This is a genomic window from Acidimicrobiia bacterium (assembly GCA_035651955.1).
GTDB lineage: Bacteria > Actinomycetota > Acidimicrobiia > IMCC26256 > JAMXLJ01 > JAMXLJ01.
Window position 1 is genome coordinate 14,252 of sequence record DASRES010000012.1, and the last position, 23,048, is coordinate 37,299.

20 protein-coding genes are annotated in these 23,048 nt (G+C 70.9%); 6 read left to right on the plus strand and 14 right to left on the minus strand.

The annotated features are described in order from the left end of the window. Nucleotide 1: 1 nt before the first annotated feature. The 4 genes from VFC33_03155 to VFC33_03170 all read right to left on the minus strand — a co-directional run bounded on the left by VFC33_03155 (nucleotide 2) and on the right by VFC33_03170 (nucleotide 5,001). Nucleotides 2–766 (minus strand): enoyl-CoA hydratase-related protein, encoded by a 765-nt coding sequence (locus tag VFC33_03155; GenBank protein HZR12227.1) that lies wholly within the window; start codon nucleotides 764–766, stop codon nucleotides 2–4. After that, nucleotides 763–1,797 (minus strand): phosphotransferase family protein, encoded by a 1,035-nt coding sequence (locus VFC33_03160; protein HZR12228.1) that lies wholly within the window; start codon nucleotides 1,795–1,797, stop codon nucleotides 763–765. Before VFC33_03160 ends, VFC33_03155 begins: the two co-directional genes overlap by 4 nt. An 82-nt stretch (nucleotides 1,798–1,879) precedes the next feature. After that, nucleotides 1,880–4,258, minus strand: a complete 2,379-nt coding sequence (locus VFC33_03165) for a glycosyl hydrolase family 65 protein (GenBank protein HZR12229.1) — start codon at nucleotides 4,256–4,258, stop codon at nucleotides 1,880–1,882. Next, on the minus strand, nucleotides 4,255–5,001 hold the full coding sequence (locus tag VFC33_03170; GenBank protein ID HZR12230.1) for a beta-phosphoglucomutase family hydrolase: 747 nt from the start codon (nucleotides 4,999–5,001) through the stop codon (nucleotides 4,255–4,257). Before VFC33_03170 ends, VFC33_03165 begins: the two co-directional genes overlap by 4 nt. A 46-nt stretch (nucleotides 5,002–5,047) precedes the next feature. Here VFC33_03170 and VFC33_03175 point away from each other — a divergent pair, with 46 nt between their 5' ends. Beyond that, complete coding sequence (locus tag VFC33_03175) at nucleotides 5,048–5,488, plus strand: VOC family protein (GenBank protein HZR12231.1); 441 nt, start codon at nucleotides 5,048–5,050, stop codon at nucleotides 5,486–5,488. Between the two features lie 4 nt (nucleotides 5,489–5,492). Here the strand turns inward: VFC33_03175 and VFC33_03180 are convergent, their stop codons facing one another. Beyond that, complete coding sequence (locus VFC33_03180; GenBank protein HZR12232.1) at nucleotides 5,493–5,642, minus strand: hypothetical protein; 150 nt, start codon at nucleotides 5,640–5,642, stop codon at nucleotides 5,493–5,495. A gap of 437 nt (nucleotides 5,643–6,079) precedes the next feature. Here VFC33_03180 and VFC33_03185 point away from each other — a divergent pair, with 437 nt between their 5' ends. Then, nucleotides 6,080–6,250, plus strand: a complete 171-nt coding sequence (locus VFC33_03185) for a hypothetical protein (GenBank protein ID HZR12233.1) — start codon at nucleotides 6,080–6,082, stop codon at nucleotides 6,248–6,250. Nucleotides 6,251–6,264: 14 nt separating this feature from the next. Here VFC33_03185 and VFC33_03190 read toward each other — a convergent pair whose 3' ends face one another. Both VFC33_03190 and VFC33_03195 read right to left on the minus strand, forming a co-directional pair. Continuing rightward, nucleotides 6,265–6,474 (minus strand): hypothetical protein, encoded by a 210-nt coding sequence (locus tag VFC33_03190; GenBank protein ID HZR12234.1) that lies wholly within the window; start codon nucleotides 6,472–6,474, stop codon nucleotides 6,265–6,267. Beyond that, the gene (locus VFC33_03195; GenBank protein ID HZR12235.1) at nucleotides 6,471–6,692 is read right to left on the minus strand and encodes a hypothetical protein; all 222 of its coding nucleotides are present in this window, start codon (nucleotides 6,690–6,692) and stop codon (nucleotides 6,471–6,473) included. The genes VFC33_03190 and VFC33_03195 overlap by 4 nt, the downstream gene beginning before the upstream one ends. Before the next feature lie 396 nt (nucleotides 6,693–7,088). Between VFC33_03195 and VFC33_03200 the strand changes: the two genes are divergently transcribed. Then, nucleotides 7,089–9,329, plus strand: a complete 2,241-nt coding sequence (locus VFC33_03200; protein HZR12236.1) for a lysylphosphatidylglycerol synthase transmembrane domain-containing protein — start codon at nucleotides 7,089–7,091, stop codon at nucleotides 9,327–9,329. Nucleotides 9,330–9,419: 90 nt separating this feature from the next. Then, a complete protein-coding gene (locus VFC33_03205; GenBank protein ID HZR12237.1) occupies nucleotides 9,420–10,013 on the plus strand; it encodes a DUF308 domain-containing protein in 594 nt (197 codons plus the stop codon). A gap of 9 nt (nucleotides 10,014–10,022) precedes the next feature. On the opposite strand, the gene VFC33_03210 is transcribed toward VFC33_03205, so the two are convergent. Continuing rightward, complete coding sequence (locus VFC33_03210) at nucleotides 10,023–12,542, minus strand: LuxR C-terminal-related transcriptional regulator (protein ID HZR12238.1); 2,520 nt, start codon at nucleotides 12,540–12,542, stop codon at nucleotides 10,023–10,025. Then, on the minus strand, nucleotides 12,539–13,204 hold the full coding sequence (locus tag VFC33_03215; GenBank protein ID HZR12239.1) for a potassium channel family protein: 666 nt from the start codon (nucleotides 13,202–13,204) through the stop codon (nucleotides 12,539–12,541). The genes VFC33_03210 and VFC33_03215 overlap by 4 nt, the downstream gene beginning before the upstream one ends. A 582-nt stretch (nucleotides 13,205–13,786) precedes the next feature. On the opposite strand from VFC33_03215, the gene VFC33_03220 reads away from it, so the two are divergent. Next, entirely contained in the window at nucleotides 13,787–16,264 is a 2,478-nt protein-coding gene (locus VFC33_03220; GenBank protein ID HZR12240.1) for a LuxR C-terminal-related transcriptional regulator, read from the plus strand. A 158-nt stretch (nucleotides 16,265–16,422) separates the two neighbouring features. On the opposite strand, the gene VFC33_03225 is transcribed toward VFC33_03220, so the two are convergent. From VFC33_03225 to VFC33_03245, 5 genes are read right to left on the minus strand one after another with little or no spacing between them, the layout of a single operon-like run. Beyond that, nucleotides 16,423–17,733: an NAD(P)/FAD-dependent oxidoreductase gene (locus tag VFC33_03225; GenBank protein ID HZR12241.1), complete on the minus strand. Its 1,311-nt coding sequence runs from the start codon at nucleotides 17,731–17,733 to the stop codon at nucleotides 16,423–16,425. A 2-nt stretch (nucleotides 17,734–17,735) separates the two neighbouring features. Beyond that, nucleotides 17,736–18,503: a glucose 1-dehydrogenase gene (locus VFC33_03230; protein ID HZR12242.1), complete on the minus strand. Its 768-nt coding sequence runs from the start codon at nucleotides 18,501–18,503 to the stop codon at nucleotides 17,736–17,738. A gap of 16 nt (nucleotides 18,504–18,519) precedes the next feature. After that, the gene (locus tag VFC33_03235; protein ID HZR12243.1) at nucleotides 18,520–19,560 is read right to left on the minus strand and encodes a cytochrome d ubiquinol oxidase subunit II; all 1,041 of its coding nucleotides are present in this window, start codon (nucleotides 19,558–19,560) and stop codon (nucleotides 18,520–18,522) included. Continuing rightward, on the minus strand, nucleotides 19,557–20,972 hold the full coding sequence (locus VFC33_03240; GenBank protein ID HZR12244.1) for a cytochrome ubiquinol oxidase subunit I: 1,416 nt from the start codon (nucleotides 20,970–20,972) through the stop codon (nucleotides 19,557–19,559). The genes VFC33_03235 and VFC33_03240 overlap by 4 nt, the downstream gene beginning before the upstream one ends. Before the next feature lie 15 nt (nucleotides 20,973–20,987). Next, nucleotides 20,988–22,568 (minus strand): GMC family oxidoreductase, encoded by a 1,581-nt coding sequence (locus VFC33_03245; GenBank protein ID HZR12245.1) that lies wholly within the window; start codon nucleotides 22,566–22,568, stop codon nucleotides 20,988–20,990. A 183-nt stretch (nucleotides 22,569–22,751) separates the two neighbouring features. On the opposite strand from VFC33_03245, the gene VFC33_03250 reads away from it, so the two are divergent. Continuing rightward, entirely contained in the window at nucleotides 22,752–23,015 is a 264-nt protein-coding gene (locus VFC33_03250) for a hypothetical protein (GenBank protein ID HZR12246.1), read from the plus strand. The last annotated feature ends 33 nt before the right edge of the window (nucleotides 23,016–23,048 follow it).

A 23,048-nucleotide genomic window follows, 5' to 3' on the forward strand; every position in this document is an offset into this window, starting at 1 on the left:
GTCAGGAGCCGCGCCAGACGGGGTCGCGCTTCTCGAGGAAGGCGGTGGCACCTTCCTTGGCGTCGTCGCTCGAGAAGATGCGCGGCTGCCACTCGCCGAGGCGCGCCCACGCGCGGGCGGCGTCGGTCGGCGCGGTGCGCACGAGCTCCTTCGTCGCCTGGACCGCGAGCGGCCCGTTCGCCGCGATCCGCGCCGCGAGCGCGAGCGCGGCGTCGAGCACCGCGTCGGGCGCGACCACCTGGTTGACGAGACCGAGCGCGTAGGCGCGCTCGGCGTCGATCGGGTCGCCCGTCAGGGCGAGCTCGAGCGCGACCGCGAGCGGGATCCGCGTGCTGACGAAGGTGCCGCCGCCCGATGCGATCAGGCCGCGCTTCACCTCGGGGAGGGCGAAGCGCGCCGCTGACGACGCGACGACGACGTCGCACCCGAGCAACAGCTCGAAACCGCCCGCGACGGCCGTCGCGTTGGCGGCGCCGACGACGGGCACCGTGATGTCGCCGCGCAGGAAGCGCATGAGCCGCGCGCCACCGTCGCCGAGCTTCTCGCCCGACGCGAACGACGCGAGGTCCATGCCGGCGCAGAACGCGCGGTCACCCGTCCCGGTGAGGACGACGGCGCGCGTCTGCGGGTCCGCCTCCGCGGCGACGAGCGCGCGCCCCAACGCGTCGATCAGCTCGGGCGTGAGCGCGTTGCGCGCGTCGGGACGGTTCAGGCGCAGCACGAGCGTCGTGTCGCGCCGCTCCTCGACGAGCACCGGCTCGGTCATGAGCGCCCGTACGTCGTGGTCTCCGCGAGCTCCGCCGCGCCCTTCATGAGGTCGAGGACGATCGGCCCGAAGGCCTGCAGCTTGTCGTCGTCGGGTGTCGCGCGCTGGTAGCCCTGCTCGAGCACGACCGCGAGCTTCCACTTGGCGAGGATCACGTAGTAGTCGATGTCGTCGACCTGCCGGCCCGACACCTCGGCGTACCGTTGGAGGAGCGCGGACCGCGGCGGCATCCCCTTCATGTCGACGTAGCTCCCGAACGACCGCTCGTCGCTCGTGTCCTCGGGCCAGCCCTGCACGACCCACGCGAGGTCGAGCTTCGGGTCGCCGACGGTGCCCATCTCCCAGTCGACGATGGCGGCGAGCCTCGCGGGCGCACCGTGGGCGAACATGACGTTCGCGAACTGGTAGTCGCCGTGCATGAGACCGGGGACGTAGTCGATGGGCCGGTGCGCGCGCAGCCATGCGGCCGCGACGTCGAAGCCGGGGAGCTCGCGGCCCTTGATGCGCTCCAGGAAGGCGGTCCACCGGTCGACCTGGCGCTCGTGGAACCCGTCGGGACGGCCCAGGTCCTGCAGCCCCTTCGCCCGCCAGTCGACCTGCGAGAGCAGCGCGATCCCGTCGACGAGCGCGAACGCCAGACCTTGCCGAGCCTGCAGGTCGGTGTCGAACGGCGCGGGCCAGCCGTCGACCTCCATCGGCGACCAGCCGTCGACGAAGCCCATCAGATAGAAGGGACGGCCGAGCACGGAACCGTCCGTGCACACGCCGACGGCCTTCGTGTGGGGCACGTCGGTGCCGTCGAGCGCCTCGATGATCCGCCACTCGCGCGCGATGCCGTCGTCACGTTGCGCGGGCGCGGTCGGCGGCGGGATGCGCAGCGCGCAGTGCAGGTCGCCCCGACGGATCTCGTAGATCTCGTTCTGGCTGCCGCCCGAGAGGTAGCGCGTCGTGATCGGCTCGCCCGTGCCGGGAAGGCCCGTCTCGTCCAACCACGCGCCCAGGCGCTCGACGTCGATGCCGTGCTCGGTCACGGGCTCCCCCACCTTCCCCTCGCGGCGCCACGAAGGGCGGTCAGAATATGATTCTGGCGGCGTCGAACACAATTCTGGCTCGTCAGGAGCGCGGGTCGGCGCCCTCCGTGCCGTCCGCCGACGCGCGCGCCACCGGCTCGCGCCCCGGCGGCTGCTGGGGCCGGGGCCGTTCGGGCGGGCGGCGGATCGACCGGGCGACGGTCTCCCCGACCGCCACGGTCACCGCCTCGCCGTGGTGCGTGATGTCGAGCGGCTCGCCCGCCGCGAGCGAGTAGCGCGCCTCGTCGTGCACGACCTCGACGTGCAGTCGCCGGCCGCGGAACGAGACGGTGAACGCGATCCGGGCGAGACCGTGCGGCAGGACGGGCGCGAAGAGCAGCGCGCCGTCGCGCGCCCGCATGCCGCCGAAGCCGTTCACGAGGGCGATCCAGTTGCCCGCGAGCGACGCGAGATGGATGCCGTCACGCGTGTTGTGCTCGAGGTCCTCGAGATCCATCAGCGACGTCTCCGCCGCGTAGTCGTAGGCGAGGTCGAGATGCCCCGTCTCCGCCGCCATGACCGCCTGCGTCGCGGCGGACAACGACGAGTCCCGCACCGTCAGCGGCTCGTAGTAGGCGAAGTTGCGCACCTTCTGGTCGTCGGTGAACGCGTCACCGCGCAGCTGCATCGCGAGCACGAGGTCGGCCTGCTTGACGACCTGCTTGCGGTACAGGTCGAAGTACGGGAAGTGGAGCAGGAGCGGGTACTGGTCGGGCCTGGTCGCGTCGAAGTCCCACACCTGGTGGCGCGTGAAGCCCTCCGCCTGCGGGTGGACGTTCAGCGCGTCGTCGTACGGGACGACCATCTTGTCGGCGGCGTCGCGCCACGCGGCGGTCTCTTCGTCGTCGACCCCGAGCTCGCGCGCGCGGTTCGGATGACGCCCGACGGCGTCTGCCGCGGCGCGCAGGTTCTGCTGCGCCATCAGGTTCGTGTACACGTTGTTGTCGGCGATCGCGCTGTACTCGTCCGGACCGGTGACGCCGTCGATGCGGAAGTTGCCGGCGGGGTCGTGATGACCGAGCGATCGCCACAAGCGCGCGGTCTGGACGAGCACCTCGATCCCGACCGTCGCGTCGAACGCGTCGTCGGCGGTCGCGTCGACGTACCGGACGACGGCGTCCGCGATGTCCGCGTCGACGTGGAACGCGGCCGTTCCCGCGGGCCAGTAGCTCGAGCACTCGGCGCCCGTGATCGTGCGCCAGGGGAACGCGGCACCCTGCAGGCCGAGCTGTGACGCGCGCGCGAGCGCGTCGGGCAGGGTGCTGTGCCGCCACCGCAGCGCCTGCTCCGCGGCCTCGGGAACGGTGTAGGTGAGGACCGGCAGCACGAAGGTCTCGCTGTCCCAGAACGCGTGTCCGTTGTACCCGGTGCCGGTCAGCCCCTTCGCCGGGATCGCACGGCCTTCGACGCGCGCGCCCGCCTGCAGCACGTGGAACAGCGCGAAGCGGACCGCCTGCTGGATCTCGGCGTCGCCGTCGACCTCGACGTCGCTGCGGGCCCAGAAGTCGTCCAGGTACCCGCGCTGCTCGCGCAGCAGCCCGTCCCAGCCCGTCCGGCGGGCCGCCTCGACCGCCGCGACGACCTGATCGCGGACCGCGGGCAGTGACCGAACCGAGGACCACCCGTACCCGACGAACTTCACGACCCGCAGCGTCTGCCCCGGCTGGAGCTCGGTCGTCGCGCTGACGCGCGCGACGTCCGCCCAGCTCTCCGACGTGACCGTCACATCCGGCCCGTCGACGACGTGGTCGATCGCCGCACCGATCCGCAGCGCGCTCTCCTGCGTGTGGTGGACGAGCACGGCGCGCGTGTCCCGGGCCGCGTCGAACTCGGCCACCAGCGGCGACTCGAGCACGGCAGCCGCGCGCGGGTCACCGTTCGCGGCGGGGAGCGGCTCGTTGGCGACGAGCTCCGACTGCACGACGACGCGCGCCGGCGCGTCGAGGGGCTCGACCTCGTAGCAGACCGCGGCGATCGCGCGCTGCGTCAGCGAGACGAGCCGTACGGACGAGACCCGCACGGTTCGACCCGCGGGCGACGACCACTCGACTCGGCGCGACAGCGTGCCGGCGCGGAAGTCGAGCACGCGGTCGTGCGAACGGAGCTCGCCGTAGCGGACGTCGAACGGCTCGTCGTCGATCAGGAGACGGATGATCTTGCCGTTCGTGACGTCGATGAGCGTCTGCCCGGCTTCGGGATAGCCGTAGCCCGCCTCCGCGTACGGGAGCGGGCGCACCTCGTACACGCCGTTCAGGTACGCCCCGGGTAGGCCGTGCGGCTCACCCTCGTCGAGGTTGGCGCGCCAGCCGACGTGCCCGTTCGACAGCGCGAACACGGACTCGGTCTGCGCGAGGAGGTCCAGGTGCAACGCTGTCTCGTGCAGCGACCACGGCTCGGACGCGAACGCGGGGTGCCGGATCACTTCGGCGCGGCGAGGAGGTCCGAGAGGTCGGACACGACGACGTCCGCACCGTGCGCGCGCAACGCGTCGCGCTGCCCGACGCGGTCGACGCCGACGACGAAGCCGAACCGGCCGGCGCGGCCCGCCTCGACGCCGGCGAGCGCGTCCTCGAACACGACGGCCTGCGCGGGCTCGACCCCGAGCGCACGGGCACCGGCGAGGAACGTGTCCGGCTCGGGCTTGCCGCGCAGGTGCTCGCGCTCCGCGACGACACCGTCGACACGCTCGTCGAACAGCGTGTCGATGTGCGCGGCGACGAGGACGTCGTGGCAATTCGTGCTGGACGAGACGACGGCGCGCCGCAGGCCGGCGTCGCGCACCGCCTCGACGTAGCGCACCGAGCCGGGATAGGGCTCGACACCGCGCTCGTGGATCATGCGCAGGACGAGCTCGTTCTTGCGTGTGCCCAGCCCGTACACGGTCTCCGCGTCGGGCGGATCGGCGGGCGATCCGTCCGGGAGTCGGATGCCGCGCGACGCCAAGAAGGAACGCGTGCCGTCGGCGCGCGGCTTGCCGTCGACGTAGCGGTCGTAGTCCTCCTTCTCGTCGAAGGGGACGAACGGCTCGCCGGTGCGCTCCGCGCGCTGGTGGAGGTACGCGTCGAACATCGCCTTCCACGCGGCCGCGTGGATCGTCGCCGTCTCGGTGAGCACGCCGTCGAGGTCGAACAGGCACGCGCGGACGCCGTCGGGGAGACCGAGCACGAACCGGAGGCTATGCATGTGGCGCGCCGGCGGGCAGACTCCCGCCATGGCGTCCGTGAACCACGTCGGCCTGACGGTCGGCGACCTCGACGCGTCGCTGGCCTTCTACACCGAGGTCGTCGGCATGACGGTCGTGGTGCCGAGGTACCGCAGCGGCGGCGCGTGGTTCGACACCCTCACCGGCAACCACGGCGCGGCGATCGACGTCGCGATGCTGCAGTCGGGATCCCTCGTGCTCCAGCTCGTGCAGTATCACGAGGGCGGTGATCCCGTCGCGTTCACGGGCCACGCACGGGTCGGCAACGTCCACCTCTCGATCGACGTCGACGACGTCGAGAAGAAGCGCGCCGCGATCGCGAGGACGCACGACCCGACGCCGATCGTCGGCCTGCCCTTCCCGGGCGCGCGAAGCTTCTACGTGCACGATCCCGACGGCGTCCCGGTCGAGTTCCTGCAGCTTCCCGACGACGCGCACCTGCCGCGCTGACACGTCAACGCCGCGGGACGAGCGTCGCGGTCTCGACGATCGTCTCTTCGTGGCGCTGGAGCGGGTCGTGGAGCTGGTCGAGCCGCCGCAGGAGGATCCCCTCGCGCAGCGCCCACGGGCAGATCTCGACGCGGTCGACGTCGAGCGGGCGCATACCTCTGCGCGAGGCGGCGGCTGCGCCGAACACGTCCGGCCCGTTGCGGGCGTCGCGGATCGCCGCGGTCGCGAACCCCGATCAGCTCGGCGACGTTCTCACGGTCGGAGACCCGGACGGCCCGGCGCACGACGTCGACGAGGCGCTCCACCCCGGCCTGGTCGATCACCCCGTCGTCGGTCTCGCGCTCCGCGAGCCTGACGGTGTCCTTGAAGACGGACGTCTCGAGCGGTGGTGCACCGGCGCGACCGTCCGCGATCTGGAGCTTGACCGAGTTCGAGCCGACGTCGAGGACACCGAGCCTCACGGCGGTGCCCTACCCGCGCCGTCCCCTCGCCGAACTGCGGCTCCGGCACGGCTCGCCCACTCCGGGTGATGACGGTGCCGTCGGACCGTCGGACGCTGGGGCGACGACCGACGACTCTGGAGTCGCGCACATGCCGTACTACATCGGTGGCGGGATCCTCTATCTGGTGCTCATGGTGACGCTCGGCGTCCTCAGCATCCGCAAGGGCCACTGGATCCTGTTCCTGGTCGGGATCCTGCTGCCGTTCCTGTGGCTGGTCGGTGCGGTCATGCCGCCGACGCGGCGCGTGCGGGCGGTCTGAGGACACGGGCGCGCTCAGCGTCCGTGTCCGTCGTCGCGCCGCTGGACGTCGACCAACACCAGTCCGAGGTCGTTGATCTTCTTGAGCGCGCGGTGCAGGACGGCCTGGTCCGCCACCTCGGCGCGCAACACCGTCTCCGTCGACACGTCGAACCCCTCGAACGCATGCGCGATCCGGTCACCGACGGAGCCCTTGATCCGGATCTCGTACTCCGTGCCGCTCACGTGCCACCGCCCCAGGAAGCGTTCGACGCCGCCGGTCGCACGTCGACGAGCTCGAGCCCGAGGCTCTGCATCCACGCGAGCAGCCCGTGCAGCGCGGCCTGGTCGGGCAGCACGGCGCGCACGACGCTCTCGGTGGTGACGTCCGCCCCTTCGACGTACTCCTCGATCCGGCCGGCGACATCACCTCTGACGCGCACTTCGTACAGCGTCCCCGCCATGGCGCTCCCGACAGGTCGACCGGATGTCCCATCGGCGAGGATCGCCCGCTCGCCGGGGGCCGGCGTCATCCCGAGGGGATGATCCCGCGCCGTCGCGGGGTGATTCGCGCGCCCGGCTCACCCGGCGTGGGTGATGGCGCGAGGGCGAAGACGTCGCATGCTGCACGCCGGATTCCGATCGGGGACGACGTGGCAACGGACACGACGCGCAGCGTGACGGTCGGAGCGGGTCCAGTGCCCGATGCACACGCACCATCGCCCGGCCGAGTTCGGCAATGGCGCGCGCGGAGCTTCGGTCCGGCGTCGGAGCGGCCGTACCGGCGACGGACGAGCGACTGGCTCCGCCTGGCGGTCGCAACGGCCGTGCTTGTGGTCGCGTCACTTCACGCGGGCGCCGTGACGCGGACCGAGCGGAGCATCTTCCAGACGTTCAACACGCTGCCGTCGGGAGCAAAGTCGCTCTTCCGGTTGCTGTACGGGCTTGGCGCGCTGTGGGCGGTCGGGCTCGTGGTACTGGCCGCGCTGGCCGGCCGGCGGTGGCGACTCGCCCGCGACATGGCGGTCGCCGGGGTCCTGGCGTGGGTCGTCGCGCGGCTCATGGGCGCGCTCGTCGCCGACAGCGCGTCGCTCGCATCCTCGTATCACGCGGTCGTACGCCTCGGGCACGACACCCCTCGGTTCCCTGTCCCGCGACTCGCGCTCGTCACGAGCGTCGTGTGCGTCGCATCGCCGTATGTCGCGCGGCCTACGAGGCGGATCGGCACGCTCCTCGTCGTCGCCCTCGTGTTCGCCGCGATGTACCTGGGCACCGGGTATCCGAACGACGTCCTCGCAGCGATCGTGCTCGGATGGGGCGTCGCGGCCGCGGTGCATCTCGTGTTCCGCTCGCCGGGCGGGCGACCGACCACGGAACAGGTCGCGGCCGCGCTCGAGGAGCTCGGCGTGGCGGCGGTCGACGTGCGGCTCGCGCCTGTCCAGCCGAGGGGCGCGACGCTCATGAACGCCTCGGGCGACGGAGGGCCGCTGTCGTTGCGGATCCTCGGGCGCGACGAGGCCGACGCGCAGCTGCTCGTCAAGCTCTGGCGCTTCGTTGTCTACAAGGACTCGGGGCCCGACGTGTTCCTCGGTCGACGGCACGCGGTCGAGCACGAGGCGTACACGATGCTGCTGGCGGAACGGGCCGGCGTGCGCGTTCCAGGCGTCGTCGCCGCCGGCACCGCGGGCCCCGGCGCGGCGGTGCTGGTCGTCCGTACGCCGGTGGGGCGCCGCCTCTGCGAGCTCGAGCCGGCCTCGGTCACCGACGCGACGCTGCACGCCGTGTGGTCACAGGCGGGTGCGCTCGCGCACGCGGGCATCGCGCACGGTCGCTTGAGCACCGCCGCAGTGCTCCTCGCAGACGGCGGCCCCGTCCTCACGGACTTCCACGTCGCCCGCGCGACCAGCACGAGCGAGCAGCGTGGCACCGACCTCGTCGAGCTTCTCGTCTCGACCGCGTCGCTCGTAGGCGAGGAGCGAGCCGTCGAAGCCGCCGTGCACGGGATGGGGAAGCAGTGTGTCTCGGCCGCGCTGCCCATGATGCAGCCGGCCGTGCTCACGCGGGCCACGCGCCACAGCTTCAAGCGCAGGGAGCTGAGCCGGCGGATGAAGCGACTCCGCGAGCTGAGCGCGGCCGCGACCGGCGCGCATGTACCGACGCTCGAGGAGGTGCATCGCGTCAGCGGCGCCAATCTCGCAATGGCGATCGGGACGTTGGTCGCGCTCGTCGCGCTGATGAGTCAGGTCGGCAGCCCGCAGAAGATGTGGGACACGATCCGCAACGCGAACTGGTGGCTCGCGCTGCTCGCGCTCGCCTTGTCGCTCGCGACGAACTTCGCGTACGCGATCGCCCTGCTCGGTACGGTTCCGATCCGCTTGCCGCTGCTCGCGACGACCGAGACCGAGCTCGCGATGTCGTTCTCGAACCTGGCGATCCCGGGAATCGGCGGCGTCGCGCTCCAGATCCGGTACCTGCAGAAGCAGGGTGTCCCGCTCGCCTCCGCGGTCGCCGCCGGTGGTTTCCTGAGCGGCTTCGTCAACACGATCGAGCAGCTCGTGCTGTTCGTCATCGCGCTGGTGCTGTCGCCGGCCTCGGTGCAGCTCGGCGACATCCCCACGAGCTCCGTCGTCGACGTCGTTCTCGTCGTCGTGCTCCTAGCCGGCGTGGCGGCCGGCCTGCTGTTCGGCATCCCGCGGATCCGTCGTCGCGTGTTGCCCCCCGTCGGGGAGGCGCTGCACACGCTCGGCTCCGCCATGCGGTCCCCGCGGCGACTCGGGCTGCTGTTCGTCGGCAACGTCCTCGCCACGTTGCTCTACGCGTTCGTGTTGATCGCGTGCATCGCCGCGTTCGGCGGTCACGTGTCGTTCTGGACGGTGCTCGTCCTCAACATCGGGATCGGCACCATCGCCGCGATGGTCCCCGTGCCCGGTGGCAACACTGCGGTTGGCGCGATCGGGATGACGGGCGCGCTCACGACAGTGGGAGTCGGCACCGAGATCGCGGTCGCGGCCGTCCTGCTCGACCAGATCGTCGTGACCTACATCCCCGCGGTCATGGGCTGGTTCGCGACGCGCCACCTGATGGAGCAGGACTACATCTGAACGCACCGCCGTTCACCCCGACGGGATGACGACAGTGGTGCGCGACCCGGCGGACCATCGCGCCGTACGGCGAGACGGGAGGCGGGACCCATGAGCCGCATCGAGGTCTGGGCCGTCGACGAGTCACGCGTCGAGGTCATGAGCGATCGTCCGCGCCGGTGGCCGGTCCTCCTCGCGCTCGGGATCGCATGGGTGCTGTTCGCAGTCGCCGTCCTCGCGTTCCACGTCCAGACGCTGACCGCGCTCGCCGCGTTCGCCGGCGCGACGTTCGTCGCCGCCGGGCTCACGGCGGTCATCGGCGCGTCGACGCTCGAGCGCGGTCGACGCTGGCCCATGGTCGTCGTCGGCCTGGCCGGCGTCGGCCTCGGTGTGGTCCCGCTCGTGTGGCCCGAGCCGTCGCTCTACTTCCTCGCCGTCCTGATCGGCTCGTTCTTGGTCGTGTCGGGCGTCGCGCACTTCGTGCGCGCGCTCTTCCACACCGCGGAGCGCTACTGGTGGGTCGGGTCGGTCCTCGGCATCAGCGAGTTCCTGATCGGCGCGTGGGCTGCGGCCTACCCCGGACGTTCGCTCACGGTGTTCGCGTCACTCCTGGGGATCTACGCGCTCGTGCGCGGCGTGCTCGAGATCTTCGGCGCCTTCGCGCTGCGGGGTCTCGACCGCGACCTGCGCGTCCCGTCGCGCTGACACGACCTCTCACAGGAGTCCTCGTGCTCGCGCGCGCTCGACCGCCTGCTCGCGTGACGCGACGCCCAGCTTGCGGTAGATGGACCGCAGGTGCGTCTTGAGCGTGTTCGACGAGATGAACAGCTCCCTTGCGATCCCGGAGTTGCTCGCGGGTGTGCCGAGCTGCCGCAGCACGGCGAGCTCGCGCTCACTCAGCGCATCATGGGCCGGCGCATCGCCGGCCCGCGCGGGCACGGGCGCGTCCTCCTCCGCGAACACGAGGGCGAACCCCTCGGGCTGCGCGAGCGTCGCCGCCGACGTCCGGTGCCGTTCGGCTGCCACCGCGTTGGACGAGGCACGTGCGAGCAGCAGCTGCCGCACGATGCGATCGCGGACGGTCGAGACACGCAGCTCCCCGAGACGAGCACGCGCCACGGACGGTCGTCGCTCGAGATCGAGGCGGATCTCGAGGAACGTCCGCTCCACACCGAGCGGTAGCTGGGCCGTCAGGGCGCTGGCGCGCGAGAGGTCGCCACGCCGGATGCACACGAGCGCTTCGAGTGCATCCACCCGACCCGGCAGCACGTCACCACCGGATCGCAGGGCCCGGTGTCGCGCTCGCGCCACGCCGGCCGTCGCTCCGACGACGTCATCTCGGGCGAGCGCGAGCCGCGCGAGCGAGAGCGCTCCGAGCGTCGCGTGGACGATGGAGTCGAAGTCGTCGGCCAACGGTTCGAGCTCGGCCAGGTCGGCCTGAGCGGCGCCGGGCTGGTCGCGTTCGATGAACACAGTCGCGCGAGCCAGGAGGGCGTCGAGCGCGCCGAAATCAGGGGTGCCCGGTCGTGCGCGCCTGAGGGCGAGCGTTGCGAGCGCCAAACCTTCGCCCAGCTTTCCCTCCGCGACGGCAATCGTCGCTTGCACCGCCGGTACAACGACGAGCGCGAGAGGCGCGGAGATCCTTGAACCCGAAGCGAGGGGTTCGACCAGCGCCCGGGCCGCGGTGACGTCGCCGAGAAGGAGATGGGCTCGCGCCATGATGACGGGAAGCCGTTCGAACGCCGGATCTGTCGTTGCGGCGTCGCCGACGGGCCCGAGCTCGGCCACCTTGTCGAGCGCGCGACGAGCATCGCCCCGCAACGCGTAGAGCTGTCCGCGCAGCGCGACGAGCCGCTGGGCGAATCCCGGCGGCAGGTCGGAGCGAGAACGGCTCGCCTCCTCGGCGCGGGTCAGCCACACCTCGCCCTCGACATAGCTCTGGCGCAACCCGAGCGCCAGCGCGAACCGCGCCATGCGTTCCGGGTCACCGGCGACATCGTCGAGCGGAACGAGACCGAGCCAGTCCTGGTGCCGGCGGCTCAACCCCGCGCGGGGCGTCGAACGCACCGCGAGCTCGAACGCCTCGTCGTTCTCGCCCGCCGCGAGCAGGTGGCCGACAGCCAGCCGGATGTCACCGGCTGCCGCGAACCATCGCGCCGCGACGGCGTGGAGCCGCCGAAGACGCGGCTCGTCACGGACAGCGAGCTCGTCGAGGAGCGCCTCGCGGAACAGGTGGTGATAGCGGAACCACTCGCGACGGTTGTCGAGCGCGACGACGAACAATCGCCGATCCTCGAGCGTCCGCAGCGTCGCCGTCGCGCCGTGACGACCCGTGAGAGCATCGGCGAGCTCGGCATTCAGGATCTCGACGACGGACGTCGCGTAGAGGAAGTCGCGAAGCTCGCCTGGCTCGCGCCTGACGACCTCGTGGATGAGGAACCGGGCGGCTCGCGCGACGCCGACCTCGACGGCGAGCGCGGGGTCCGCGCCTGACCGCCGCTGGAGCGACAGCGCGGCGAGCTGCAGGCCCATCGGCCATCCCTCGGTCTGCGCGGTCAGCGCCGCAACCGTCTCGTCGGTCGGCGCGATCCCGTCGAAGGTCGTGAGGAACGCCGCCGCCTCCTCTGCGCTGAACGCGAGATCCCGCTCGGAGACCTCGCGCGTGAGGCCGCGCGCGCGCCAACGCGCGGTCGGCAAGCGTGGCCGCTCGCGACCGGCGAGGACGACCGAGAGCTGCGGCGGCGCGTGCTCGACGAGATAAGCGAGACGTTCGAGAACGTGCGCGTCATCGAGGACGTGAACGTCGTCGATGACGAGCGTCACGTCGATGTCCAGCCGCGCGAGGTCGTTGACCAGCGCGCCCACGAAGCCATCGGTGCCCCCTTCGGACTCGAACAGTGTCCGCGCCGCGCCCGATGCGACGGTCGGCGCCACCGTGCTCGTCGCGTACAGGACCTGCGACCAGAACCGGGTCGGTTCGTCGTCGCTGCGATCGAGCGTGAGCCAGGCGACGCGCGAGCGGGTCCTCGTGACCCGGTCGTGGACTGCGGACGTCTTGCCCCATCCCGCGTTCGCGACGACAAGCGTCACGCACCGCCCCGGTGGCGCCAGCAGTGGGTCGAGGCGCGGGCGTGCGACGACCCGATCGCGAGGTGGAGGGACGGCGACCTTGCTCGCGACGACCGGCGGACGCAGTACGGGTCCGGGATGCTCGTCGCGCCCGGTGTCGTTCACGTCACCTGCCCTCCGTCGTGACCGGCCCGCTCGTCGTCCATCGCTCCGGGTGGGTTGCGTCGTCGCCGGCTCATCGCGCCGACGAGCAACGCGACGACCGTGACCAGATAGATCTGGCCGAGCAACGCCTCGAGGACGGCCGCCGCCCGTCCGAACCCGCCAGCCGCCGTCAGATCGCCGTACCCGACCGTGGTGAGCGTGACGAAGCTGAAGTAGAGGTAATCGGAGATCGTCGCGTGCGCCTGCTGCGCGAAGAACGGGTGTGCGCCGAACGCGCCGATCGCGCCGTACCCGAACGCGAACGTCATGCCTGCGAGCACGTAGACGCACAGCGCGCCGAGCACCGTCCTCACGTCGATCACCGGACGCGCCGCGACGCCGCGCACGATCACCACCGGTGCCACGAGGACGAGGACGAGGCTCACCAGATAGAAGGAGCCGCGCACGGCGCCACCGTCTTCGTTGGGCGCGATGACGATCGCGGCGAGCGTGCACAACGTGACGACCGCACCGGTGAGGCGGATCGTCGAGCGCCTCACGCGCGATGCGGCCATCGCGACGACGAGGGTGAGCCCCTGAAGCGAAACGGTTACGACGCGGGTCCACGCGTCGGTCGGTGACGCCACCTCGATCACGTACGTCACCACGAGGAGGAGCAGCACGATCCCGTAGCGATAACCCTGCCGTCGCTCCTCGCCTCGCGCCTCACGCGACGCGTCCGGGCGCGCGCGCGAGCTGGCAGCGGTTACACCTGTCATCGGCGACCGACTGCCCGGTGCGCCATCCGCACTCCTGTTCCGCGGTCGCTCCCCGAGTCCAACGTCGCAACCAGAACGCGACGCGGCATCATCCAGCCGGGGTGAACCCCGACCAAGGGCCGCGCGGTGCGACGAGGTCGAGTGCGCCCGCCTTCACCGCCCGACGGTCTTCGACGACGGCCGGAGTGGCCCGTTGCCACACCACGACGATGCCGCTACCTTTCGCACGACACGGCCGCGCCCGTCGCACGCCACGTCCACGAGGGCCCCGACCGCAGGAACTCATCGTGCGCTCCGGACCCTGGCGCACCACAGCAGCGTGGTCGTCGCGGGAGGAGCGCGATGCACCCGACACGCAGCGTGGGCGACCCCGTGGAACGCGAGGGTGACGGGCATCGCAGAACCGGCCCGCACGCAGTCCTCGACGACTCGAGGCCCGCACCCGTCTCGACGAGGCTCGCGCCACCCCCGGGTCCCGAGCGGATCGTGGTCCGTCCGCGGGTCACCAAGTGCTTCTCGGGCGCGCTCGACGCCCGGTTGACGCTCGTCACCGGCGCGCCCGGCATCGGCAAGACGGCAGCGGTGCGCGAATGGATCGAAGATATCGACGCTCGTGTTGCCTGGCTGACTGCCGGCACCGAGGACAACGACCTACGCGACTTCCAGCGCGATGTCGCGGGTAGCGTCCAGCGCGTTGCTCCCGAGGTGCCCGCGCGCTTCGACGCCGTCTCCGAGATCGACTCCCCGCTGGTTCTCGTCATCGACGACTTCCAGGCCATCACGAGCACAGACGTCGTCGGCGCACTGCGTTTCCTGCTCGAGCACAAGACCCCTTCACTGCACGTCGTCGTCGCGAGCAGGTCCGACCCGCCGTTACCGCTGGCACGATGGCGCGCTCGCGGCGAGCTCCACGAGGTGCGCGAGGCGCAACTCCGCTTCCGACCCGACGAGGCGCGTGCGTACCTCGCGATGTTCGACGACCTCGCGATCGACGACGACGCGATCGCGACGCTCGTACAGCGGACCGAGGGATGGATCGCAGGATTGCAGCTCGCGGTGATCTCGCTGCGCACGAGCGACGACCCCGCGACGTTCATCGACCGCTTCGGCGGCACCGACCGCTTCATCGCCGACTTCCTCCTCGACGACGTGCTCGAGCACCAGCCCGATGACATTCGCGACCTGCTGCTCGACATGTCCGTGCTGGACGAGTTCGACACCCGGCTGTGCGCGGCGCTGACCGGCCGCCACGACGTCGAGCATCAGCTGCGCCGGGTCGAGGCCGCGAACCTCTTTCTCGTCAGGGTCGACGACGCGGGGACGACGATGCGCTACCACGCGCTCTTCCGCGACTTGTTGCGGTCCGAGCTCGACAGCCGATCACCACAACGTGCGCGGGACCTCCGCCGACGCGCCGCTGCGCTCGTCGCCCACCGGGGAGACCGTGTCGCGGCCATCGCGTTGCTCGTCGACGCGGGTGACGACGACGCGGCGTTCGAGCTGGCGATGCCACACGACGTCGAATTGGATCTCGACGCACGGGCCGAGACCCGTGCCGGGCTGAACCTGCTGCGCGAGTCGTTCGTCGCGGCCGATCGCGATCGTGTCGTGCGGTTCGCCGACGCGCTCCTCAAGGCCGGCCGCATCGAGGAGGCGGCGGGCTGGTTGACCCGGGTCGGCGCCGCGTCGCGCAGCGGCGACGACGAGCCCGCGGTGTCCGCCCGGCTGGACGCCGTGTGGAGCAGGCTGTACGCCGCGAGCGGTGAGGCGGATCTCGTCATCCGGCGGGCCGGCCGCGCGCTCATGACCGTGTCGCGCGACCGCTTGCCTCACGAGACCATGCTGCGCGGGCTCGAGGTCGACCTGGCCCGCGCGTGGTTGCTCGAGCGGAACACGCGGCAGGCGGAGCGGCGCCTTCGTCTGCTCGACGACCGGGCACTCGATCCGCTCATGAGCGAGGTCGCGGTCCCCTCGCTTCGAGCCCGGATCGCGGCGGCCGAAGGCCGCCTCCGCGACGCCGACACAACCGCACGCCGCGCGCTCCGGTTCGCGACGACACTCGGCGCCACCCGTCACCCCGCTGCGCTCGATGCCCTCCTCGCCGTCGGACAGGTCCGCTACGAGCGCAACGACATCGCCGACGCGAAGCGAGCGGTCGAAGCGACGACCGATCTTGCATCCGAGCTGTCGGCGCAGCCCTACCTCGCGCTGGCCCGTCTCGCGGAAATCCGGCTCGTGGGAGCCGAGCACGGTGCCGCCGCGGCGCTGCACCACCTCACCGCCGTGTCCGGCTCGTTCAGTTCCGTGCTCCCCCGTTGCATCACGGATGCCATCGCTCTGATCGAGGCACACCTGTCGCTCGTCGCGGGCGACGCGGAGCGCGCGGCACGCCTCGTCGCGACGGTGCCGGCCTCGTTCGAGCGGGTCCTGCTCGCCGCGGAGATCGACATCGCGAACGGCGAGAGCAAGGCCGCACGCCGGCGACTCGACGCACTCGAGCCGCTCACGCTCGTCCAGTCGGTCCGGGTGGAGCTCCTTCACGCCGCAGCGACGGACGACGCCGTCGAGCAGCGCCGACACGTCGCGACGGCCGCGACGCTGGCGGCGCCGGACCTCCTGCGCCGGAGGTTCGTGCAGAGCCATCCGAGCGTCGTGCGCGCGGCGCGCGCACTGGCCACGTCGGCGGACGCCGACCCTCTCACGCGCCAGTTCCTGGAGTCGGTCACGGGCCTGCCGGTCGTCACGCCGGCAGGCGCACTCGTGGACTCCCTGACCGAGCGCGAACGCTCGGTGCTGCGGTACCTGTCGACGACGCTCGACTACCGCGACATCGCGAGCGAGCTCTTCATCTCGGCGAACACGCTGAAGACGCACGTGGCGAGCATCCACCGGAAGCTCGGCGCGTCGTCACGCGCGCAGGCCGTCCGCCAGGCCGAGCAGCTCGGCCTCCTCCACCACCACTGACCGCTCAGACGCGTTTCATCCCTTCCGGGTGAGGCCACGGTGAGGTGTTCTCGCGATCCTGGTGGCGGCGCGCATCTCGAGCGGACCTCTGCGTGCCGTGCGCCCGCCCCGGAGTGAGGGTCCCCCCACTCGCTCCGGGGCGTTCGGCGCTCCGACCCTCAGCCGTGTGACTCTCCGACCGCCGCCGGCCAGTCCACGGCTGCCGCGTCGGGTCGGTCGATGATCGACGAGGCTCGGCTCTTGGACAGGTAGTCCCACGCCCAGGTCCGGACCGCGTCCACGCGTTGGCGGAACCCGTCGAGCAGGTACGCGTGGACACCGAGCCATGCCAGGTAAGCGAGGACGCCCTGGAGCTCGCGGCGGCGCGGGCCCATCTCGGCCACCGCCGCGTTCCGCCCGATCATCGCCATGATCCCCTTGTCGCGGTAGTGAAACGGCGCACGCGGCCGTCCCGCGATGTCCGCGACGATGTTGTCCGCCGCCCAGCGGCCGGCCTGGAGCGCGACCGACCCGAGTTGCGGGAACGGGGCGCCGTCGGGACCGGGCGTGTTGGCAAGGTCGCCGAGCGCGTAGACGCGCTCGCAGTGCGGAACGGTGAGATCCGGGTAGACGTCCACGCGGCGGCCGTGTCCCGGCTCGACGCCCGCGTGCGACGCGACGCTCTCGGCCTCGATGCCGCCGGCCCACACGACCGCGCGCGTCGCGATCTCGCTGCCGTCGGAGAGCACCACGCCGTCCGGACGCACCTCGGTGACGCGCACACCGAGCAGCAGGTGGACGCGCTTCCTGCGGAGGACGTCCGCCGCGTAGGCGTGCACACGATCGGAGAACGGAGCGAGGACGACAGGCGCGGGATCGACGACGTAGATGCGCGCGACATCGACAGCGAGGTCGTGGAAGCGCTCGGGCATCACGTCGTTCACCAGGTCCGCGAGCGCGCCCGCCGTCTCGACGCCCGTCGCGCCGGCGCCGACGATCACGAAGTTCAGCGCACCGTGGTCGATCAGCTTCGGGTTCCGGTCGGCGTCCTCGAAGAGCTCGAAGATCCTCGACCGCAGACGCTGCGCGTCGCGGAGCGCGTACAGCGGGAACGTGTGCTCACGGGCACCGGGCGTCCCGAAGAAGTTCGGTTGCGCACCGGCCGCGAGCACGAGGTAGTCGCCCGCGAACCTCGTCCCGTCCGCGCACGTCACGGTCTTCGTGAACGGGTCGGCGGCGGTGACGGTCGCCATCTTCACCTCGACGTTCGGCTGCGTCCGGAACAAGTCGCGCAGCGGGCGCGCGACGTCGAGCACGGTCGCCTGCGCGGTGGCGAGCTGGTAGAGCATGGGCTGGAACTGGGTGTAGTTGTGCTTGTCGACGAGCGTGACGTGGACACCGTGACGGGCGAGTCGCTTCGCGCACGTGGTGCCGGCGAAGCCCCCGCCGACGACGACGACCGAGGTGTCGGCGTAGCGGTTCGTGACCATCGCTACAGGCCCGGGCTGCTGTGCATGAGGCCGCCGTCGACGAACATCGTCGTGGCAGTGACATACGTGGCGGCATCACTGGCGAAGAACGCGACGACGCCCCCGATCTCCTCGGGTTCCGCCATCCGCCCGATTGGGATCGCCCGGTCCAGCGTCTTCATCTTCCCCGGGTCGTCCATCGTCGAGGCGTTGATCGGTGTCGCGACGGCTCCCGGGCCCACGCCGACGACCATGATGTTGTGCGGCGCGAGCTCCACGCCGGCGCTGCGCGTGAGCATCCGCATCCCGCCCTTCGACAGGCAGTACGGCGCGTTGCCGGGCATCGGCCAGTCCTCGTGCACCGACGTGACGTTGATGATCCGGCCGCCGCGACCCTGGGCGATCATCTGCTTCGCGGCGAGCTGCGTCCCGAAGAACGCGCTCTTGAGGTTGATCGCGAGCACCTTGTCGTAGTCACGCTCGCTGGTGTCGAGCACCGAGGTGCGGGTCTCGACGCCGGCATTGTTCACCATGACGTCGACACGCCCGAACGCGTCGACAGCCGCGTCGACGAGGCGCTGGAGGTCGTCGATCTTGCTGACATCGGCCTCGACGCCGATCGCCTGATCGCCGAGCGCGCCGATCTGCTTCTCGAGATCGTCGGTCGCGCGCTCGTCGGCGACGTAGTCGATGACCACGTTCGCGCCCTGCTTGGCGAGCGCGAGGACCACCGCCTTGCCGATGCCGCTGTTTCCGCCGGTCACGATGCACGCTTTGCCGTGCAGGCTCATGGTCGCTCCTCAACGCTCACGATGGGACGGGTGCGGGGGGCTTCTCCGCGCGCTCGGCTCCTTCCTCCGGAAGGAGGCTGCGCTGGTCCATGACGAACAGCAACGCGATCGACGGTCCGATCACGGCGACCGCGATGGCGAAAACGACGAGCAACGCGGTCAGCGTCTCGGACGGCGCCGCAGCGGCCGACACCTTCAGCGACGTCGGCAAGATGTAGGGCCATTGCGCGACGCCCCATGCGAAGACGATCGTCGCGACTGCACCGACCGCGACCAGTCGCGCGAAGCGCGCGATGCCGCGGCGCAACAAGACGAGTGAAGTGACGCCGCACATCGCCGAGGCGACGACAAGTGGCAACGAGCGGCTCGCCATGCCGTGGAAGACGTAGGTCGCGTCGGCGCCGAGGACGAAGATGCCTGCGACTGCGGCTGCGCCCGCGGCGATCGCTGCGGCGATTGCGCGCCGCCGGAAGTACTCGGCGAGATCGTGCTGCTCGAGGCGAGCCGCGTCGCGGATCAGGAACACCGCGGCCAGGAACGCACACGTTGCGACGGCGAGCACTCCGGCGACGACCGACGTCACGTTGACCCAGCTGGACCACGGGTCTCCCGTCGTGCCGCCGCTCGGGACGCGGCCCGAGGCGATGGCTCCCGCGACCGCGCCCATGCAGTACGGCGTGATGACGGACGACGCCGCGAACGCGGCGCCGAAGTTCCGGCGGTCGCGCGTCCGGACGACGCTCTTGCGGAACGCGAAGCTCGCACCGCGCAGCACGATGCCGAACGCGGCAAGCGTGAGCGGAACGAACAAGGTCGACGTGATCGACGCGAACGCCGGCGGGAAGGCCGTCCACAGCATGACCAGCGTGAAGATGAGCCAGACGTGGTTCGCCTCCCAGACCGGTCCGATCGAGTGCTCGATCAACGCGCGCGGGCGCTCGCCCCGGTCGGCGACGCCCGCCAGAAGGTCCCAGAACCCCGCGCCGAAGTCCGCGCCCGCGAGGACGGCGTACGCGGTCACGGCGACGATGAGGAGGACCGCCACGGCGTCCGTCATCTCGCCGCGACCTCCTCGCGTACGCGCACGCCGTCGACCGGCACCGGACTGCGTGGCCCGTAGGGAGAGTCCGGTTCGCGTCGGCCCGCATCGCGCCACCGCCTGCTCATGCCTCGCAGCACGAGGACCGTCGTGATCCCGAGCCCGAGGTACAGCGCGAGCACCGCCGAGAACGTGATCCACACGCCGTGGTTCGCGGTGGCCGCCTGTTGCACCTTCAGGTAGTTGTGGACGATCCACGGTTGGCGGCCGACCTCGGTGACGACCCACCCCGCCTCGAGGGCGAGGACGGCCGCGACGCCCGCACCCGCGGCCGGCCAGAGGAACCAGCGCGTCTCGGGGAAGTCCCGCCGGATCCACCATGAGATCGCGTACCAGAGCGCGAGCAGGAGCAGCAGCATCGCGAGGCCGACCATGACGTCCCACGCGAGGTGGACGACGTTCACCTCGCCGATCGTGGGTCGCGCGTTCGACGGCACGGTGTTGAGCCCTTTGACGACCGTGCTCTTCCCTGTGCTCGGGTCCGACAGCCACGAGGCGAGGCCGGGGATCGGGATGCCGCCGGTGATCTTGCCGCTCGAATTCAGGTGACCAAGGAGCGTCTCGGGTACGTCGCTCTTCGTCTTCGGCACGAGCTCGATCGCCGCGAACTTGACCGGCTCGTTGCTGAACACCCAGCGCGCGAGCGTGTCGCCGACGATCATCTGGATCGGCGTGGCGATCGCCGCGACGGTGAACGGGATCGTAAAGCCGAGTCGGTGGTACCGGTCACGCCGCCCGCGGAGCCACGCCGCCGCGTACACGGACGCGATGAGGAACCCACCGACGACGTACGCGGCGACCACCATGTGCGCCGCCTCGTACGGCATGGCCTTGTTGAAGATGACGCCGATCGGATCGACCTTGACGACCTTGCCCGCCGAGTTCAGCGTGAACCCGCTCGGCTCGTTCATCCATGCGTTCGCGGCGACGACCGACACGCTCCCGCCGATGCCCGCGATCACGATCGGGATACCGGTCCAGAAGTGCGTCCACGGCTTCAGACGCTTCCAGCCGAAGATGTAGATCGCGACGAAGATCGCCTCGGTGAAGAAGAACAGCCCCTCGATCGCGAACGGCACGCCGAACGCCGCGCCGAAGCGGCCCATGAACGTCGGCCACAGGAGGCCGAACTCGAAGCTCAACACCGTGCCGGTCACGGCGCCGACCGCTAACGTGACCGCCATGTACTTGGACCACCGCTGAGCGAGGAGCAACGCCGCGGAGTCCTCGTGCTTCAACCCGCGGTAGTTCGCGACGAGTGCCATGAGTCCCCACGCGACGCCGAGCGGTACGAGCACGATGTGGAACGCGAGCGTGAAGGCCATCTGCGAGCGGGCCCACGGCACAGGGTTCACGGCGAGCAGGTGCACGGCGAGACCGACGCGTCAGCGCAGCCGTTCGGCGATGTGCGCTCCGACGCGCAGCGCATTGGCGATGATCGTGAGCGTCGGGTTCACCGCGCCGATCGACGGGAAGAAGGCGGAATCGACGACGAAGAGGTTGTCGACCTCGTGGGCCTTGCAGTCCGTATCGAGGACGGATGTCGCGGGATCCGTCCCGAAGCGCGCCGTGCCTGCCTGGTGCGCCGTCGCAGAGATGTCCATCGCCTCGTGGAGGTAGAGCTTTCGCTCGTGCGTTCCCTCGTGCATCCCGAGCTCCGAGAGCATCGAGTCGAACCGCTTGCGCAGACGCTTCAACCCTTCGGTGTTCGTCGGCTCCAGGTGGAGCCGCACCGTATCGTCCTTCTCGATCGTCACACGGTTCTCCGGTCGGGGCAGGTCCTCCGACGAGAGCCAGAAGTCGACGCCGTGGTGCGCGACGAGGTCGAGCGACCGTCCCGGCGCGACCTTCGCACCCCACGCCATCCAGTGCGGCGCCTTCGACCGGACCATCTCCCCGTCCGACTTGCCGAGCATCTGGATCCCGCCCCACGGGTAGTCCCAGTCCTCGCCTTTCAGGTACCAGTCGTTCATCGCCAGCGTCTTCTGGAATCGCGTCGGGTTCGGCTCCCGCGACAACGCCATCAACGCAAGGTTGTTGTGGCGCACGTAGTTGCGGCCGACCTGATCGGAGCCGTTCGCGAGACCGTTCGGATGCGCGGCGCTCGCGGAGCGCAGCAACAGCAGCGCCGAGTTGAGCGCGCCGCACGACACGACGACGACGTCGGCCGAGAAGCGCACCTCCGTGCCGTCATCGAGCGTCGCCACGACCTCCTTCACCGAGCGGCCGTGCGCGTCGGTCTCGAGCCGGTCGACTCGGGTGTTGGTCAGCAGCTCGACGTTCGGGTGCTCGAGCGCCGGGTCGACGCAGACCGTCTGCGCGTCCGCTTTCCCGCCGACCAGGCACGGGAAGCCGTCGACGCGGTCGCAGCGGATGCAACGGCTCGACGGCAGCGCGGTGCCGCCGTGTCCCTCGTCGAGCATGACGCCGATCGGGAGATGCGACGGGTGCAGCCCGAGTGTCTCGAGGTCGTCGCTCAGCTGCTGGATGCGCGGCTCGTGGCGCAGCGCCGGGTACGGGTAGCCGCCACTCCTCGGTCCCTCGGTAGGATCCTCGCCCCCCGCGCCGTGCACGACGTAGACCTCCTCGGCGGCGGCGTACCACGGCTCGAAGTCGGCGTACGACAGCGGCCACGCCGGTGAGATGCCGCCGTGGTGGGTGATCTCGCCGAAGTCCTCGGGTCGCAGCCTGAACAGCGCGGCGCCGTAGAACTTCGTGTTGCCGCCGACGTAGTAGTTCTGCTCGGGCGTGAACTGCTTCGCGTCCGCGTCGATCCACCGCTCGGTGGTCGTGTACTTGCCGCGGAGGAACACGGCCTGGGTGTCCCAGTTGTCGCGCTCGCGCGGCAGGTAGTCGCCGCGCTCGAGCAACAGGATCCGCTTGCCGGTCGGTGCGAGCTTCCACGTGAGCGTCCCGCCTCCGGCTCCGCTCCCGATGACGATCACGTCGTAGTGCGCGACGGCCATGCCCACCCCCGTCGTCGTGTGGCGTCCGCGCACGATCGTCCGGCTCGTCCGCGCGCGTCGCATCGCCCGCAAGGGATGAAAGGTGCGATCACCCGGTTGGGATGACGAGCGCGCGTCTGGACCGGCGGAGAATCGCTCGATGACGGCTCTCGCCGGGATCCCCAGCCGGAAAGGACGGCGGTCATGAGCACGACGAACGGTCATCCGCGCGTACAGCTCGACCGGCGGTTGCTCATCACCAGCGCAACGCTGGTCGGCATCGCCGGACTCGTGGGCGGGGTCGGCATGGTCATCGGAGGCGTCCTGCTGTCGTCAGCGGCGAAGCAGTGGGTCCGCGGTCTCGACCGGCCGCCGAGCGAGACCGCCAAGGTCATCCTCGGTCGCGCGAAGGCCGCGACTGCCGCGGGAACGAAGGCGTGGCAGAGCGAGGCCGCGTTCGGTCACTGATCGCCGGACGCGACTCGCTCGTGGCGACGCCAC

Bases quoted from the DNA above. Each gene is read 5' to 3' on its own strand.
- VFC33_03235 (HZR12243.1), bottom strand. From the start codon at position 19,560: ATGACGGACGCCGTGGCGGTCCTCCTCATCGTCGCCGTGACCGCGTAC.
- VFC33_03230 (HZR12242.1), bottom strand. From the start codon at position 18,503: ATGAGCCTGCACGGCAAAGCGTGCATCGTGACCGGCGGAAACAGCGGC.
- VFC33_03250 (HZR12246.1), top strand. From the start codon at position 22,752: ATGAGCACGACGAACGGTCATCCGCGCGTACAGCTCGACCGGCGGTTG.
- VFC33_03205 (HZR12237.1), top strand. From the start codon at position 9,420: ATGAGCCGCATCGAGGTCTGGGCCGTCGACGAGTCACGCGTCGAGGTC.
- VFC33_03180 (HZR12232.1), bottom strand. From the start codon at position 5,642: ATGCGCCCGCTCGACGTCGACCGCGTCGAGATCTGCCCGTGGGCGCTG.
- VFC33_03195 (HZR12235.1), bottom strand. From the start codon at position 6,692: ATGGCGGGGACGCTGTACGAAGTGCGCGTCAGAGGTGATGTCGCCGGC.
- VFC33_03225 (HZR12241.1), bottom strand. From the start codon at position 17,733: ATGGTCACGAACCGCTACGCCGACACCTCGGTCGTCGTCGTCGGCGGG.
- VFC33_03245 (HZR12245.1), bottom strand. From the start codon at position 22,568: ATGGCCGTCGCGCACTACGACGTGATCGTCATCGGGAGCGGAGCCGGA.
- VFC33_03175 (HZR12231.1), top strand. From the start codon at position 5,048: ATGGCGTCCGTGAACCACGTCGGCCTGACGGTCGGCGACCTCGACGCG.
- VFC33_03155 (HZR12227.1), bottom strand. From the start codon at position 766: ATGACCGAGCCGGTGCTCGTCGAGGAGCGGCGCGACACGACGCTCGTG.
- VFC33_03185 (HZR12233.1), top strand. From the start codon at position 6,080: ATGCCGTACTACATCGGTGGCGGGATCCTCTATCTGGTGCTCATGGTG.